The organism is Aporhodopirellula rubra (genome assembly GCF_014192335.1).
Taxonomy (GTDB): Bacteria; Planctomycetota; Planctomycetia; order Pirellulales; family Pirellulaceae; genus Rhodopirellula; species Rhodopirellula rubra.
In genome coordinates this window covers 1-15676 of record NZ_JACHXU010000044.1, presented here as the reverse complement: position 1 = coordinate 15676, position 15676 = coordinate 1, and the positions used below count along the sequence as shown (strand labels likewise).

Sequence of the window (15676 nt, the reverse complement as noted above, 5' to 3'; positions counted from 1 at the left end):
AGACCATCTGGCGAGGACTGCGGCGAATGGAAGCCTACCGCGAAGCCTACACCGTCTTCGGAACTAGCTAATAAGATGTGGGCTATAAAGAGGGTGCCAACCCCCGGACAACAAACTCAACGACGCAATCAGGCCCGGAGGGCCGATACAACCTTTACCGATACGCTTCGAGAACCGCCCTCGTGTCGGCCCTTCAGGCTTCTCGGTTTGGCTCGATACACCTACCGGGCTTAACAGCCCCGGCAAAAACTCTGCCGGCCCTCCAGGCCTCATGCCGGTCACGCATCGCAGGTTTGTTCGCATCAACTTCCATCAGTAATCCAGTTCGCATCCCCTGAGATCACCGCGTGAGTTACAGCCAGCCTTTGCGGATGAACCCCGACACATCCCTTCATACTTCACGGCCGTTGAGCACATGAAACATCAGGCACGGAGTGCCGACACAATCACTGCCGGGGGTGCCAACCCCCGGCAACAAACTCAACGACGCAGCCAGGCCCGGAGGGCCGACACAACCTTTACCGATACGCTTCGAGAACTGTCCTTGTGTCAGTCCTTCAGGTCTCTCGGTTTGGCTCGATACACCGACCGGGCTTAACAGCCCCTGGAACAACTCTGCCGGCCCTCCGGGCCTCATACCGATCACGCATCGCGGATTTGTTTGCATCGACCACTGTCAGAAATCCCGCACGCACTGAAGTCAAACGCCAGTCGGGGCAATCATCTCCGATGCAGTTGGAAACCAGTACGATTCGATCCAATCATCACCGATCGGCGCGATGCGATCAACAGTCCAGCCCGCGTCACGCATCGAGTACATCATCGAATCCGCAGCGGGTGCATTCGTAGAATGAATCAATACCGGCGAAACGGGCGTTTGGGTCGTGAGATACGCCGAAACATCTCGACCGTCTCCGGGATCAGGATCCGAAGGCGAATCAGCGAACAGGTCGTGGTCGAGACAAACCAGACAGGGAATTTCGCCCAGTGTAACGTAGGCAGCGATGAATTCGGGAGCCGTTCGGTAAACTTCAAGACGTGCATTGGGGTGGCACGACTTAACAATGGCCGTGAATCGTCGAATCCGATCCAAGTCGTCTTCAAGCATCAACAGATATCGCATGCTCTCCGCCTGCCAATCGAATTACGAAGAATTTCCGTTGAACAACAATCAACCGATTCCTCCATCGATCGATCCATTTCAACGTGAGAATTTCGTCTGACTATTTGCCGTCCGAATTCACTGTGAGGTCAGCGATAAACTCGCGGATCAGGTGAGCTGGTACCATCTTAGACAATTTCGCCCCCGACGAATCGCGAACGACCCCGATGTACATTCCAACGACGGTAATCGCGTCCAGGGGGTCGGAAAGAAGAAACGCTGGCCCACCGCTCGTCCCCTCCGCTAACGCCGGGTCGCAAAGAACAATAGGCTCTTGCCCCCAACGATTATCAGCCAGAGTATCTCTCGACGAAACATGTCCGACAACGGCAATCGGCGAAACTCCATCTCGCACCCCAAGCCCGAGCGGAAATCCAATCGTCACGATCGCGGTGGTTCGAGGTGGCGTGTCCGTACAAAGCGACTCCATCGGAATTGCAAGCGCAGCCAGTTGCGAAAGATAAGCTTTGTTCTCCTCACGCAATTGCAGCTCCGCCACCGCAAGATCGGACGTTGGATCTCGCTTCCACGGATTGGCTGATGGAGGCACCAATATCTTTAAGGCGACCCACTGCGATTCGCCTTTCGCGTCGCGATATCGCAGACGACTGTCGCCATTCGTGTCAGCAGATGCGTGGCCAGCAGTGACAAGGTAGAGCCGAGGCCCCGCACTAATGAAAAATGCGGAACACAGCTTCCCCACCTTGGGTTGCCCGGCAAGCCGCGACTCAATGCACGCGACTCGGTCCAATCGGTCCACCGGATCACCGCCGTCGGCATGACTTTGCGTCACCGATACCAGAACGCACAACAGGAAAGACAGGTGGAACTTCATACGATGGCTTTCAATCGAATAATGCTACGACTCATGGTGCATTGAGGCGGCGAGAGACCGCTCTCCACCGCACACAACCGCACCGCCAACGATTATAGGCAGTCCCCCATCCAATGAAACTCACCTGAAACGACTGCAATTTCTGGCACAGCAAGTAATCAAGTCACGCATTTTCAGACGCATCGAATAGACGTAGACGCAAAAAGAGTCGAATCGGATACCCCCCACAAGCAAGCGGCCCCGCACGAAATGCAAAAACGACGATGCGGCCGACACACCGTTTCACAGCCCCATCATTCTCCCCATTTTCGCAATCAGCCCGATGGGGTTGATGGTTACGTCGATCACGAAATCGACACTCCGCGCCCATGAGATTCCGCAAGCGAAATCGCGAACCGTATTCGGATAATGTATTCCCGAATCGATCGGGCGCCGCGAACACGATGCCTGCGAATCCGATCGCTGCGGCGGATCGGACACCAACGGTCAATGAACTCGTCAGGCCAAATCTCCGACGCAATATCACGAGACTGCCCCCACACGGAATCGCATTCAAGCTTGAAGCATTCGAATTCGTGCGGGTAGACGAATAAATCGGCACTGCGTAACACTGGGAAAAATCGATACGCTCGACGTCGCATCGCATGGGAGCCCCAAAGCCGTGAGCGGTAGTTCTCGAATCCTACAGCCGAACGTCCGTCTAGCTCATCGCTTTGCACATACGCATACATGCCCTTCTCGGGATCAAACAAACTGAGGCTGAGTGTCATGGGGCGGTCATCGCTTTATCGTATCTGCCTTCGAGATCCCCAAGGTAAAACAATGCAACCGAGACTGCACAATGCCGACAACAACTTCCATGGAAAAAGGTGCACGTCTCCGCTTCATCGTCCTGCCTATGCCTTTTTCATTTTACCGGCCGCGTGACCGGGCTTTTCTCCGCGGACAAGCATGTCCATAAATTTCGCAAATCGTCGCTGCCTTGTTTCGGGCTTTTTCGCACTTCCCAGTCCGTGGGCGATGACATAGCGATTCGATTTGTTCAGCGTTTCATAGAACTGTTTCGCTTCCGGCTTGCGATCCAGAGCAGCCAGAAAATCCTCTGGCACTTTCATCTCGCTCGCCGCGTAAGCGTTCTCCCACCGGCCGTCCGCTTTGGCCTCTCGGACATGTGCGAGTCCCGACTCTGTCATCCGGCCCTCGTTTATCAAACGCTCCGCATGCTCCCTGTTCCTTTTTGACCAGTTACTTCGCGTTTTTCTTGGACTGATCCGCTGGAGATAGGCTTGGTCATCGATCGACTTCTTGACACCATCAATCCATCCCCAGCACAACGCCTCAATCACAACATCGTCCCAACTCACGCTCGGAACACCGGTCCCCTTCTTGAATATCTTGATCCACAACTCACTTTCGGTGGAATGATTCCCATCGAGCCATCGACCGAGATCTTTCGGCGATGCAAAGGTCATGATTCTGGTGGGATCGGGTTGAGGCATGAACCTAGATTTACTCTGGCATCGCGATCGCGACAACCGGGTGGCCGACCAAACTTTCATTGACAAACGTAGCGACGGCAACCTCGCGTTCATCGCGTGGCGATCAGCCTTCCAAAGGAGCGTCCGCTGCCGGTGGACCGTAGGGATTGCTCGGATCGACAGCACGGCCTCCGCTGCATCGTCGCGGCTTTTCGCCATACTGCTTCTGCTTGATTTAGCCTTCGACGCACGTGTTCATTTTTCGCGACGCAATTTGCGTCGTTCGCAGATTGCGAGGTACCGTTCGAGACGGCCAAACTCGTGGTTCATCGCCAAAATAAGTTCCGGGATCAGCATTGGGTCCACGCGATCGGGATTGAACCCTGGCCACGCCGGACAGACGTCACGCAGTCGATTCCACAACGGCTCGAACTCAGGAACATTCTCTCCTTGCATTCGCATCGTACGGAACCCAAGAAGCGAGACCATAAACATCTTGATTGAGACAGGGTGTCCATCGTCGACGAACTCGGGCATCTCATCCGACCAGTAGAAGCCCCCTGCCTGTAGATGAAAAGAGCGAGTCGCGTTCGGATCATACTTGAGCGGCCTGAAATACTGACCGAAATGCGTTACGTCCTCAGGCGTGCAATTCATCATTTTCCATCCAGATACCGGCATACGTCACTGGCAGGCAATGAAAATCCATCTGCTGCAAGTAACTCCACCTCACGGCTTCTACGTACCGGAATGGTCACCTATTTGAAAACCGATTTTTAGAATTCGCAAACGAGTGAGCAGCGTTCACCGGCAGCATGATCAATGCAACGAGTAAACCAGCGTTCAGAAAGTAGCACTGCGTCGCCACGAGATCGGACAGTGCATTACCAGCACCAATGCAGCCATCAAAAAAGTCGAGCGGGATCGGTCCATCCAAACCAACAAACATCGGCGAATGCGGAAGCGTGAGCAAAAATGCCGCGACGACAGAAAGCGACACTGCGATACGCCACGGTAAGCGTGGAACATTGCCCCATGCAGCCCTTGAGACAGATAGAGCCGGCATCAAAGCAAGGAACGGCAGAACCAAGAAGGGTCCGGCCACCAACAAGACAATGAAGACGGTGCGAAACTGAAGCGATCGAATCACGGCGTCTTACTATCATTGCGTCACGGAATCTGTTTGGAACCACGCCAACATAACCACCACCGTGACACAGATCCACGGTGTCTAAATCGCCAGCCGAAAAACTCGTGCGACACCACCGCTCCGTCACAAAACAAACGTCCCACGTCAGGGCAAATTTCAAGTACCGCTATCGCTTCAAACGCCCCAACTCTCCAAGCAATTTCACCGCCCAAACGCAACGACAACTCGAACAAAGCCCCCCAGCCTCAACGTCCCAAACTCGGCTCGCAGCCGCTCCAGAATTTCGATGCACGGCAAATAAACATCCCATCTCGCGGTTCGAAGCGGGTAGGCAGCAGTCTCCCAACGCACTATTCGTTTTTGGCGTTGGCCGGAGACGCTAACAAGTCGGTCTGGCACACGTTTTGACCTGTCCGTTCTTGTTCGGCGATTTGGAGCGATATCCCGAAGGGATGGAAGAAATTAGCCGGGGGTTGCTGCGCAGCGGCGCACCCCCGGGAACGAAAAAACGAACCACCGACCCTAAAAGGGTCGCAGACTCGATCACCTTTTCAGGGTTAACACGTTGTCGATCAATCAGTTTCCGGTGATGTTCGCATCGTTCAAACCAGCGGCAAATTTCAGACAATCCCGTCTGGACAAAAGCGACGCAAACACATTGTCAGTCAACACCAAGAGTGTGGCGGACGAGCATTAGCCACAGTTCCCACCTGCACTCGGGGCCAACGCCCAAAACGGCTCATGAGGTCGCACTCGATCATTCCCGCTTGCCCGCCCAAATCAACTCGCCTGGCCGTGGTGTTCGCGTGCACCGCATGCCTCTCTTTCTCAGTGCAGCATCTCAAACTTAATTTTCACTTCCGCCGAGATAGCAATCTGACCAGGCGTATTGAGCTGCGAGGACTCTGCGTTGACGTCGCCGTGCTGCACAATGAACGTGTACTCTGAGCCCCTATTTGGAATAACGCTTTTTGCAACCGGCCGCGGCGCGTCACCCACACCGGCAGTTGCAAAAAAGTCCGCAGCAGCTTCGTTGTATTCAATGTGCTCTTCAATTTGCAAAGCTGTCCCTAATTTCATGCCTGCCAGCTCCGTGAGGTGCTCAGCCTTTTCTCTGGCATTCGCTACCGCCAACCGTCGCGCCTCAAACTGATGTTTTCTCTGACTGCTGACGCGAAATTGCATGCGTGAGACATGCGTGATCCCCGCGTCGAAAGCATCGGACAGAAGCGGTTCGATTTTGTCAAATTCCGTGAGCCGAACCAATATGGATCTCGAATAATCGTATGCGACAGGCGTTTCCTGTCGTTCGCCATACTCCCCGAAATACGGGGAAACGTCGAGGTCATCGAGCTTGATGCTGGCCCTTGGGATTTGATGGTCGCTCAGCAGCTTCAAAAGCGAGTGCGAGACCGCGTCGTTTTTTCGCTTTGCCTCCAAGAGCTTCTTCTCACGCGTACGAACATCAAGTTCCAGCACCACTTCGTCAGGCGTCACGTGTACTTCACCGGCCGCAGTGACAGTGATGAATCGCTGTTCTTCAGCGAACAGGGATAAACAATTGAAGAAGCAAAGTAGGAAGATTGGCAATCGCATTGATGATCCAAGTGTGTGGCGTACTGAATTCGCAGATCCGTCGTGACACGTAGGCGGCGAGAAACCAACCACTGCAGAAACGGCGACCACCGCCCCTCTGTCACCCCTCATCCTTTACGCGATGCGGGGCATCTCGTGCGTTGGTTACGTTGCCTAAACAACTCGCTTCACATGCTAAGCTCGTGAGCACTGACGCTGACGAGCACGCCACAGAGGCCCCAAAGATCACAGCAAACAGCCCGGCGAAGACCTCTGTGCTCTCGGTGATCTCGGTGGCTTAGAACAAGCACCATACAGCAAACACTTCACGTGACACTTCTACCAGCATAGACGATAGCGCCATGCAGGCGACAGCGATTCACTTGCCAGTAGCAAGAAACAGCGACCACAACGCTCGGTTAAACCCCGGTTCACGCCTCGTCGCCCATCTCGAGCGACGGAAGCATCCCTAAAATAACTGACTTCACAAACGAATGCTCGCTAGGCCTCACGCTGACGGGCACGCCACAGACGACACCGAGATCACAGAGAACAGCCCGGCGAAGACCTCCGTGCTCTCGGTGATCTCGGTGGCAAAAAACACGCCTCATACAGCAAACGCATTACGTGACACTTCTACCAGCATAGACGATAGCGTCATGCAGGCGACAGCGATTGACTTGCCAGTAGCAAGAAACAGCGACCACAACGCTCGGTTAAAACCCCGGTTCACGCCTCGTCGCCCATCTCCAGCGACGGCAGCGTCCCTAAAACGAATGACTCTACAGACAAATTCGCTAGCCCTCACGCTGACGAGCACGCCACAGAGGACACCGAAATCACAGAGAACAGCCCGATGAAGACCTCTGTGCTCTCGATGATCTCGGTGGCAAAAAACACGCCTCATACAGCAAACGCATCACGTGAGATTTCGCACAATCTGAACAGCAACACTTCACAGGCGATGGTGCTCGACTTGCTAACACACGCCGCGCCCCTCTCCGTCACTTTCCGTCGTACGATTTGATCACGATCGGGTCCGTTAATGCAATCGAAGGTCGAATGACGAGACGCCAGTCGTTCCGCTTCGCATACGCCAAAAGACTGCGTCCACCATACCGAGCGAGCATTCCGAAGCTAGTCTTCGCCTGCCTTGTCACGACGGCATCAAGAATAAGAGGTTCGCATTTGCCATCAACTTCAACGAAAATGTCAACGCGGTCTCCGACTGAAATCGAAGCCGTGTCAGCCGCCGGAGTGCAAACGACTGCCTCGCAACCATGAGGGATGAAGTGCGGTCGCGAAGAATCAAATGCCACTCGGCGGGAATCTGAAAATGAGTATGCGAACCCATACCATCCCCCCACAAACGCCCCCCAACCAAACAAGCGGCAAAAATGCAATCGCGAATTGACTGACTCACTTTAGCCATTAAAACCCTCTCTCGGATTGCAACATCACGCTTTTGGGGTCATCAAGCAAACGACGGACAGTTTGCATACGCTGCCTGTGTTCAATTCGGTCAACCGAATTATTTAGTCGTGCGGAATAGACTTCTCGATCACGCGACAGTTCGGCGGCAACGACAGACGCTCGCTGTTTCGCAGAAGCCTCGTACGCTCTGTGCATACCGACCACTTTCGATTCGTGCGTCTTCCAACCGGAGTAGAACGCCCCTAAACAGAGCGGAAGCGTAAGCAAAAGTCTCAGACCAAACTTCGGTTTTCGCATCAAATAATCCTCTCTCATCCATCAAAAACTGCCGTCGCATACCGGGCACAAGGAAACAACGCTCCGATCCAAAAGCTCACGTGGCAGTGCCCCCTCGTGAACAGCTCCCTCGTGAACAGCATGGTCAATCGCAACGCTAAGCAGGTAGGCTACAGTCTGCCTATGTACTAGCTATTTTTGGCGTTGGCCTGGGACGACCAAAATTCGGTCTGCACACGTTTTGACCTGTCCGTTCTTGTTCGGCGATTTGGAGCGATATCCCGAAGGGATGGAAGAAATTAGCCGGGGGTTGCTGCGCAGCGGCGCACCCCCGGGAACGAAAAAACGAACCACCGACCCTAAAAGGGTCGCTGACTCGATGCCCCTTCCAGGGTCAACATGTTGTCGATCAATCAGCTTCCGGTGGTGTCCTCTTCGCTCAAACCAGCGGCAAATTTCAGACAATCCCGTCTGGACAAAAGCGACGCAAACACATTGTCAGTCAACACCAAGAGTTTGGCAGACGAGCATTAGCCACCGTTCCCACGTATAGTCCGGGCTAAAGCCCTCAATGGCTCTGCACATTATTTGTTTCTGACCAAGCCTACCAAAAACGCCCCTGCGAAAACGGCCAATGGCAGGAAGTACACGTAAGCGACCACGATCTGATCGCGTCCGAACAGCGCGTATGCAAGGCACGTCGGCAAAAACAAGCAGAATGCGATGGTGAAACTAGATCGCGATGCAGTCGCCCGCAGAGCAAGAACACCAACCGCCATGGTCGCCAATGCACACAACAAAACATTCAGCCCGAGCTTGTCTGTCGAAGACTCCTGAATTGTCAACCGATCGTCTTGAGAGAAGTCGTAGCGAATGTAATCCACCGGAAAGCCACCAACCGCTGGCGCCAGCTTGGGCTCTGCACCCGCGGGAAGCAGCTCCGCGAGCTCTTGCTCCATTGCTTGAACGTCATAGTAATGTGGGATATTGGACCAATACGCCCAGCCTGCCCACAGCACGACCAACAATGCAGCAACGACGAGACGAAAACGTTTGGACAAATTCATCAAACACGAGTTTCCATAAGCAGGAGGCGGCACCACAACACCGAAACGACCGGGGCTCCGTTTCCATAAACCTGCAGACTCGGTCCGGATGATCGACTTCGCTATCCGTATCAATCACTACAGTCCGAAGCCGCGGGTGAAGCCCCAGGCCCAACACCGACGTCCACACTTGGGGCACCGCCGGAAAGAATAGGCAACCCACTCCAATAGCTCAAGCAATGTATTCAAGGCGAGCGTCCCAAAAATCGTAGCCGCAATCACAACGACAGCGGACAACGGAACAACCAGCAACACCCACCATCCCATGTCGACCGCGACGGAAGCGTTTGTCCCCAAAGATTCGCCTGCCAGGGTTCGGAGATAGCGTATAGCAGGAATCAGCATGCCAATGACGAGCCCCATCTGAGCGAACAGGAGCATCCCGCAGCTAGCGGTCGGCAACACCCCGCGAGCTTCTTCGTGCGTGCAGTTGCGACATCGGTAAAGCATAAATAGTGGACTCCTATCGTTTTCACGCCTGATAACGCTCAACACCACCGGAACGACGGGGACTCCTCTCAACGAACAATTTTTGCTTCGCTCGTTCTCCGGTCCAATGTCTGGTTGCCCTGCCGTGCCGTGCCCATTCAACGCAACCAGCACAGCCTTGAAACGGCCGATTTGCTCGAAAACCTATTTTGCGGGAGGCCTCCGCAATTCGTCTTGGATCCCTACATCCGCACCACCCACGAGCAAAATCACCACGGCCTGGACACATACATTGAGACAAACGCCCAAAGCCGTGTTTGCCCGTGGCCATCCATCGCATTGACATCGGCGTCAGCTTTACGCAGCAACCAAACCATCGATTCGTTGTCCATCTCGAATGCAACATGCAAAGGCGAACGCCCCTTTCCGATCTAGGGCCTCGGATCGCGAACGTTCACGTCGCATCCTGCTTCAATCGCAAATCGTGGCAGCGGCGTCGCCACGTGCGTGTGCAGCAAACAGCGGCGTTGGTGGGGTTAGAGTTTCAGACATTCACTCTGGTCGGATCGAGTCAAGAAACACCAGATGCCATGGCTCGCCACCAGTGCGATGCCGATCCAAAGGAATCACTGGAGTGAAGAGCACACCAACTTCGGTGCACGGCACTGCACCTGTCGAAACCATTTCAAACGAAAACGAGCCCGTTCCATATGACCGGACTCACTCGGATTCAGTGCCCATCACCTAGCGACTTCCGCGACAACTCCTTAGCAGCAGCTCATTTTACGAAAGGCACGAACGCAGGCCACGATTCCGGCAGTTACGACATAACAGCACCGAGCAGCAATCGCTAGCGAGCGATCAATTCAGTCCAGCGTGGCCTTGCTTTGCATGAATTTCACGAATGCATGCGAAAGCGTACGGCATTTGATCGGGCCATCGTTCTGCCACGTATCGATAAAGTTCAATAGAGGCGTCCCAGTCACCTTGCGAGTCAAGCCGAACCGCCGTTTCGAGAGCATCGGCCGGGTCGGTGTAATCATCCAACGTTTTGATAACGGGCTCAATTGGTGGCCGCAACGCGAGCCATCCAATCAACGCGAGCGGCCCAAGCCAACCGAATGCGAGCCCCACAAATAGAGCACTCGTATTCCGCCTTCGAGCATCCAGGACGATCCAGTAAATGCAATAAAAAAAATGCGGACGCAAACAAGAAAAAAGTGAGGTATCGCAATCGAAAACTTTCTTAGGAGTAAAGGAACTCCGCGACTCACATTAAGGAGCACGCGCTACTCTGCGACAAGCGTTTGAGCAGGTAGCCAGCAATGATTGCATCGAACTTCATGAACCGCTTGGGCGTTTGCCCTTATATTAACTGAAAACCGTGGCCGACGCTCGGTCGCCAAAATTTGACATTGACTGACAATGCTCGGGAGCAGCTTCCGTTCCGAAGAGATTCCCGGAGATTAGCCAGTGATTTGAGCGAAGCGAACACCACCGAAAACGGATTGATCGACAACATGTCTCCCCAGAAAGGGTCATCAAATCTACGTCCCTTTCAGAGTCGGTGGTTCGTGTTTTTCGTCCCCGGAGGAGTGCAAAGCTGCGTAGCCCCCCCGACTAATCGCTTCCATCCCTCCGGATCGCGCTCCAAATCGCGGAACAAAATCAGACTGGTGAGAACTCGTGTCAGACCAACGTTTTAGTGTCCAGGCCGGCGTCAAAACCGCTAATACGCTGAAAGACTCCAGCCTACCTGCTTAGTTGCCCGGGATGCGGTAACGTCGCGTCAGTCCCAGCCTCCATCCCCAACGATGTCGTCACACCAATCACCGGATCTCTGCCACACTCGATAATTATCCAACGATGTCTTGAACGTTATCAGCTTGGTCAGCGAGAGGCCCTTCCTTCGGGCTAGTTACATTGGCACCACTAGTAATGGCAACGGGAATCGATGGCATTCCTTCACCCTGTTCTGCTTCTGTCGGACTTGAGCCCGCATCTTCAGGATCCGAGAAGTCGCCCGGTTTGAACGGATTGCGTCCAGGCTTGTAAATCGATTGCACCATTGATTCCAAAAGAATCGCCACCGCAACGAATCCTCCCGCTGCGAACGCCGCAAACGCGAAACCAAAAAATCGTCGTCCGCTACGTGAATCATAAGCGGAAATAGGATTTTGCATCGCCGCGTAGACGACCGAAGAAAAAAACAAAACGATCGACATTGCCAGCAAAACTTTTCCCTTGAGACTAAAGTTCCCGATGTCGGTAACTCGCTGCAGCTGCTCCTGTGTCTCATTCATTCAGAATTGCCCCGCGAAGGTTTGTACCAAGTCTAAAAATATTCTCGGAAATGCACCGCCCCTCCTAGCCAACGGGAGTCAGGTGAGTCGGCTGCGGCAACGACGAGGTTGCGCCATATCGCATCGCCTTGCAAGTAGGCCTCTTCCAGATCCAGAACGCAAAGGAATTGGCAGATCGTCCGGTGGCTCACCCGGAGGCCCGAATTGGTCTCGTCCAGCCATCCGCTGATCCGTTGCGGTACTCGGTTCGCCTTGAGCTTTTCGGTGACGACTGAGTGCAGTCGAGGTTCCTCCTACGTCGAAGCCACCGTCGGTTGGCTCTATCGACGCTGAGCGAGCTGAAGGGGAATGTAGCCGTGATTGGGAGATCGATTTCGAGCGAGTTCTCTGAAGATCGTTGAAACGCCTACAGCCGAGTGCCTCGGCAATCGCTTTCTGCGTTTCTCCGTGAATGCGCATCTCGCTGATGGGCGAAAAAAAGGTGGCCGGTACCGTTGCAGCTATTCGGTACCGGACACCTTTTCCTCACGCGTCAAACCCGAAACCCGAGTCTGACCCCACGCGAAGAGTTTGTTCTGATTCGAAACAATCACCGCTCACCCGAAGCTCTATTGCGCCGTCGCCAAAACACCCAGCACAGTAAGACAGCCACAATATTGACACCTAAGAACAATATCCGACGCGACGTTCCCGCCACTTTGGGTACGTTATCGATTTTCAAAAAGCGACGAATTTTTTCGTGCTGTTCGGGCGTAAAGTCGATAAAGCTGACTTCATTCAGGGCCGTTTCAGCGGCATACTCATCCACCGTGGATCTATCCGCTCGAACCCCCAAGTGCCGTACAGCGGATTCAGCAGGGCCGCCATAAAGAGTGCCCGATGGCCCATCGAAACTCCACAATCCGTGATAGTCATTCGGCAGTGACTCGACAGTGTCAACATTAATGCGAAAGTACAGCGAACGGGAGGGAGGGGCAGAGGCGTTCGGGCCGTAAATCGAAGCTCGAGTTGCTATCAGCCGTCCACCAAAAACTTGAAGGCTCTCGACTTCTGTGTCGTCCAACCTCTCCTTTATTTGATTCACAATTAATTCATTGCTACCTGTCACACTCGTTGTATCCAAGATTCTTGCAGAAGGCTCTAGCGAAACTAGTTGCTCGAACCTGATAGTGCCGGCCGTAGGGGCCTTTGCGTTCCGATACGTTACGCGAACCCGCTTGCATTTGTGGCCAAGAAACTCGTCGTCACCCAGCACATCAAGCTTGAGGTTTTCCATCACGAGGTCGACTTGCCCGAATGCACCAGTCTCGTCGACCGTAAATCCATCAGGACCTCCGACCATAAGCCGATTGATAGCGGACAAGCCACGAGGCAAATCGGTAATATTCGTGACGTACATATTACTGCATCGGTAGTTAGCCGGCTTAGTTTCTGAGATGTATCCCCTTCGGAATTGCCCTAACAGTCCATTCTTAACGACCATGCAATAGTCAAACAATTCTTTTTCGTCTAGATGTGGCTCACCTGGGTTCGGCACTAAATACCCGATACATATCGGCCTCAACTCCGTTGCCGATTCCGCAGTACCATAAATCGCCCTGAACCGCTTCTCTCCTTTACTGCTCCCACCTTGGAATTCTTCGATAGTTCCGTCTACCACGATTCCCTCATAGTCTTGCCATGTCGTTACCAAGCGTCGCAAAATGGCACGACTATCCTCTTGTCCCTCGGCGATAGATGGCGCCAAACTCAATAAAGGGATGGCAATCAGGAGGCTTAATGGGCGGAAAAATTTAAACATATTGAATGAGGGTAATCGCAGAAATGGAGCGTCAGGCAAAGAAAGAACAGGCCCAGGGACAGGTCTCAGTCATCCGCCCGTACGATGACCGGCGTGCAAACGCCGTCGAGGCCGAAGAAAAGGTGGCCGGTACCTTTGCAGCTTTTCGGTACCGGACACCTTTTCCTCATTTTAGGGGAGTCGGTCTGCGAGGCCTGGAAGGCTACAGTCCGCGACCCAGAAAGCAGGGGCTGCGAGCTTGGGTCGATCAGGAAACCGGCTGCAGATCTTAAGAATTGTGTTCCAGGATTCATCTGGCTTACCAAGGAGGTAGTGCGTTTGCGCATGAATGTTGGTCGGCGATGACGTATCAAACCAATGATGATGAGAAAATGCTTCCAAGCTATCAATAACCGCGAGATTCGCAGCGAGTTTCTGGACAGCGATAGCTAGCTCATCGTCGACACTATAGTCTTCTTCGGCCGAAACGCACCAACGATGCGGTGCGTCATCGTCCAAATTTTCTAGCCGACAACGGAATCCACGTTGATCGCAATCATAGTCATGGGCATCATCCTTGATTTCCAGACCAGTGAGTGCACAAATTTCGTCAAATGCCAGACCAACGTTAATGTAGAACAGCTTCTCAAAAGCTGTTGAATCAGAACTCGACTGCAAGTTGACCACCTGGACAACGGTTCCGTTGCGCCGACGGTAGGTCACGGACTTCTTCTTAAAGCCGTAAGGCTTCATGACAGGAGTCACCGCACGCTTGACTATGTCGTCAAATTTTGATTGGGCGGGCGATTTTGCCATGGCTACATCGAGTAACGATTAGGTTGTCCGCAATTTTGGGGCGTGTGTAAGAAACGAAATCGTGATAGCCTGCTAGCGTCGAAACAAGCGGGAAACCAAGGGGAAAAAAAGGTGGGGAAAAAAAGGTGGCCGGTACCGTTGTAGCTATTCGGTACCGGACACCTTTTCTAATCCATCTTCGTGTCCACTGCTGGGCGGAACACCGGGGAAGACGGTCCAAGCTCTTGAATGCTACCATCGCCAAACCTATGAAGAAATAGGTTACCAAATCCAAGCGGTATCTGTGTAGGTGATGAGTCTGCCCAATCGTGCGAACGCCAAATATGCCAATGCGTGCCTGGCTGGGAAGGTGAGGAAAAGTAGTAGTCACCCCATGCTGTCTTAGCAAAAGGGATAGCATCTTGGCTGGAACTACTAGGGATAATTGCGGTTTCATCAAATGAGTCGCAAAATGAAAGCCATTCGGCCAATACCTGTTTACGCAAATAGGGCGTCTGCTCCGTAATCGCTTCCGGAGTCAGCACGTCGATGTCGTCCAGGCTACCGTAACCGAATTCTTTCACAAATAGAGCATAATCTTGTGGAAGTTCTCCACAGGATCGCTTGATCTCATCAATTTCAGCGTCCGTTGCAATGCGACTATGCTGTGAAACGCGATAGATCAAATCCCAATCGAGTCGGTTCAACGTGTGATCTTCAATAGCCGACCTCGTGTTTGGTGCCAATTGCTCTTGGTTGCGATTGCATCCCATACTGATCAGCATCGTGAAGGATAGAAGCAATAGTGTTTGAGGATTGGGGTGCAGCATTCTTCAAGCGACCATCAGCCGGAACCGAAAATCTGGAGTTAGCGAAATCATCGAAACGTAGAATTGCCGAACGTGCCGAAAAAAAGGTGGCCGGTACCGTTGTAGCTATTCGGTACCGGACACCTTTTCCTCATCCTTGGTTATTCGCCACGTTCAGACTAGAAAAGGCCGATGGCAGGAGATTGAATCGTGTCGAACGCAGTCGCATTTCCCGTCGGGCCTGAAATCGAAGCTGGGTGTGGGGATTTCAGTCCGCGAGCGATACCGCAATGGCTATATCGAAGCAGTGCTGACGATGACATTGTGGAGCAGGTAAATTACTGAGAAGCAATTTACGACTCAGTCGAATAACGTCCGGCGTCACCGGGCGGGGAGAGTAAAGTTGTCCATTTCAAAACCGGCTGCAAGCCCCGCTCCGTGTGCACGCCATGGTTCAAGTAAGCCGCTAGCGCGGCGGTTTTGTATTGGTGGTGGAATGGACGCGTGACGGATTGTTGGAAGCAACCTTTCAGGAGGAGCTGTT

The 15676-nt window shown here is 53.4% G+C and carries 16 protein-coding genes and 1 pseudogene; all 17 read right to left on the bottom strand.

All coding sequences use genetic code 11. The features are described from left to right. Positions 1–700: 700 nt before the first annotated feature. The gene (locus FHS27_RS30035) at positions 701–1123 is read right to left on the bottom strand and encodes a cyclic-phosphate processing receiver domain-containing protein (RefSeq protein WP_184310035.1); all 423 of its coding nucleotides are present in this window, start codon (positions 1121–1123) and stop codon (positions 701–703) included. Positions 1124–1223: 100 nt separating this feature from the next. Continuing rightward, positions 1224–1997 carry a S1 family peptidase gene (locus FHS27_RS30030; protein WP_184310033.1) on the bottom strand — a complete coding sequence of 258 codons (774 nt, stop codon included), beginning with the start codon at positions 1995–1997 and terminating at the stop codon, positions 1224–1226. Between the two features lie 344 nt (positions 1998–2341). Then, a complete protein-coding gene (locus FHS27_RS30025; RefSeq protein WP_184310030.1) occupies positions 2342–2767 on the bottom strand; it encodes a hypothetical protein in 426 nt (141 codons plus the stop codon). A 126-nt stretch (positions 2768–2893) separates the two neighbouring features. Then, the gene (locus tag FHS27_RS30020) at positions 2894–3496 is read right to left on the bottom strand and encodes a YdeI/OmpD-associated family protein (protein WP_184310028.1); all 603 of its coding nucleotides are present in this window, start codon (positions 3494–3496) and stop codon (positions 2894–2896) included. 234 nt (positions 3497–3730) lie between these two features. After that, positions 3731–3937 carry a hypothetical protein gene (locus tag FHS27_RS30015; protein ID WP_184310026.1) on the bottom strand — a complete coding sequence of 69 codons (207 nt, stop codon included), beginning with the start codon at positions 3935–3937 and terminating at the stop codon, positions 3731–3733. Positions 3938–4229: 292 nt separating this feature from the next. Further along, positions 4230–4625: a hypothetical protein gene (locus FHS27_RS30010; protein WP_184310024.1), complete on the bottom strand. Its 396-nt coding sequence runs from the start codon at positions 4623–4625 to the stop codon at positions 4230–4232. Positions 4626–5453: 828 nt separating this feature from the next. Next, a complete protein-coding gene (locus FHS27_RS30005) occupies positions 5454–6221 on the bottom strand; it encodes an SIMPL domain-containing protein (RefSeq protein ID WP_184310022.1) in 768 nt (255 codons plus the stop codon). 983 nt (positions 6222–7204) lie between these two features. Beyond that, positions 7205–7519, bottom strand: coding sequence for a hypothetical protein (locus FHS27_RS30000; RefSeq protein ID WP_184310019.1), 315 nt, complete (start codon positions 7517–7519; stop codon positions 7205–7207). A gap of 975 nt (positions 7520–8494) precedes the next feature. Continuing rightward, positions 8495–8977, bottom strand: a complete 483-nt coding sequence (locus tag FHS27_RS29995) for a hypothetical protein (RefSeq protein WP_184310017.1) — start codon at positions 8975–8977, stop codon at positions 8495–8497. Between the two features lie 117 nt (positions 8978–9094). Further along, positions 9095–9466 (bottom strand): hypothetical protein, encoded by a 372-nt coding sequence (locus FHS27_RS29990; RefSeq protein ID WP_184310015.1) that lies wholly within the window; start codon positions 9464–9466, stop codon positions 9095–9097. A gap of 248 nt (positions 9467–9714) precedes the next feature. Beyond that, positions 9715–9855, bottom strand: a complete 141-nt coding sequence (locus FHS27_RS31760) for a hypothetical protein (RefSeq protein WP_390854931.1) — start codon at positions 9853–9855, stop codon at positions 9715–9717. A gap of 451 nt (positions 9856–10306) precedes the next feature. Continuing rightward, positions 10307–10579, bottom strand: a complete 273-nt coding sequence (locus tag FHS27_RS29985; RefSeq protein ID WP_009094813.1) for a hypothetical protein — start codon at positions 10577–10579, stop codon at positions 10307–10309. Between the two features lie 722 nt (positions 10580–11301). Continuing rightward, complete coding sequence (locus tag FHS27_RS29980) at positions 11302–11748, bottom strand: hypothetical protein (protein WP_184310013.1); 447 nt, start codon at positions 11746–11748, stop codon at positions 11302–11304. 589 nt (positions 11749–12337) lie between these two features. Beyond that, positions 12338–13549 (bottom strand): hypothetical protein, encoded by a 1212-nt coding sequence (locus FHS27_RS29975; protein ID WP_184310012.1) that lies wholly within the window; start codon positions 13547–13549, stop codon positions 12338–12340. A gap of 171 nt (positions 13550–13720) precedes the next feature. Continuing rightward, positions 13721–14344 (bottom strand): DUF4304 domain-containing protein, encoded by a 624-nt coding sequence (locus tag FHS27_RS29970; RefSeq protein ID WP_184310010.1) that lies wholly within the window; start codon positions 14342–14344, stop codon positions 13721–13723. Positions 14345–14511: 167 nt separating this feature from the next. After that, entirely contained in the window at positions 14512–15108 is a 597-nt protein-coding gene (locus FHS27_RS29965; protein ID WP_184310008.1) for a hypothetical protein, read from the bottom strand. 377 nt (positions 15109–15485) lie between these two features. After that, positions 15486–15676: pseudogene (locus FHS27_RS30860) on the bottom strand (hypothetical protein); the annotation flags it as partial.

Excerpts from the sequence above, each read along its gene's own strand:
- FHS27_RS30035 (WP_184310035.1), bottom strand. The coding sequence starts at position 1,123 with ATGCGATATCTGTTGATGCTTGAAGACGACTTGGATCGGATTCGACGA.
- FHS27_RS30030 (WP_184310033.1), bottom strand. The coding sequence starts at position 1,997 with ATGAAGTTCCACCTGTCTTTCCTGTTGTGCGTTCTGGTATCGGTGACG.
- FHS27_RS30025 (WP_184310030.1), bottom strand. The coding sequence starts at position 2,767 with ATGACACTCAGCCTCAGTTTGTTTGATCCCGAGAAGGGCATGTATGCG.
- FHS27_RS30020 (WP_184310028.1), bottom strand. The coding sequence starts at position 3,496 with ATGCCTCAACCCGATCCCACCAGAATCATGACCTTTGCATCGCCGAAA.
- FHS27_RS30015 (WP_184310026.1), bottom strand. The coding sequence starts at position 3,937 with ATGCGAATGCAAGGAGAGAATGTTCCTGAGTTCGAGCCGTTGTGGAAT.
- FHS27_RS30005 (WP_184310022.1), bottom strand. The coding sequence starts at position 6,221 with ATGCGATTGCCAATCTTCCTACTTTGCTTCTTCAATTGTTTATCCCTG.
- FHS27_RS29995 (WP_184310017.1), bottom strand. The coding sequence starts at position 8,977 with ATGAATTTGTCCAAACGTTTTCGTCTCGTCGTTGCTGCATTGTTGGTC.
- FHS27_RS29990 (WP_184310015.1), bottom strand. The coding sequence starts at position 9,466 with ATGCTTTACCGATGTCGCAACTGCACGCACGAAGAAGCTCGCGGGGTG.
- FHS27_RS29980 (WP_184310013.1), bottom strand. The coding sequence starts at position 11,748 with ATGAATGAGACACAGGAGCAGCTGCAGCGAGTTACCGACATCGGGAAC.
- FHS27_RS29975 (WP_184310012.1), bottom strand. The coding sequence starts at position 13,549 with ATGTTTAAATTTTTCCGCCCATTAAGCCTCCTGATTGCCATCCCTTTA.
- FHS27_RS29970 (WP_184310010.1), bottom strand. The coding sequence starts at position 14,344 with ATGGCAAAATCGCCCGCCCAATCAAAATTTGACGACATAGTCAAGCGT.
- FHS27_RS29965 (WP_184310008.1), bottom strand. The coding sequence starts at position 15,108 with ATGCTGATCAGTATGGGATGCAATCGCAACCAAGAGCAATTGGCACCA.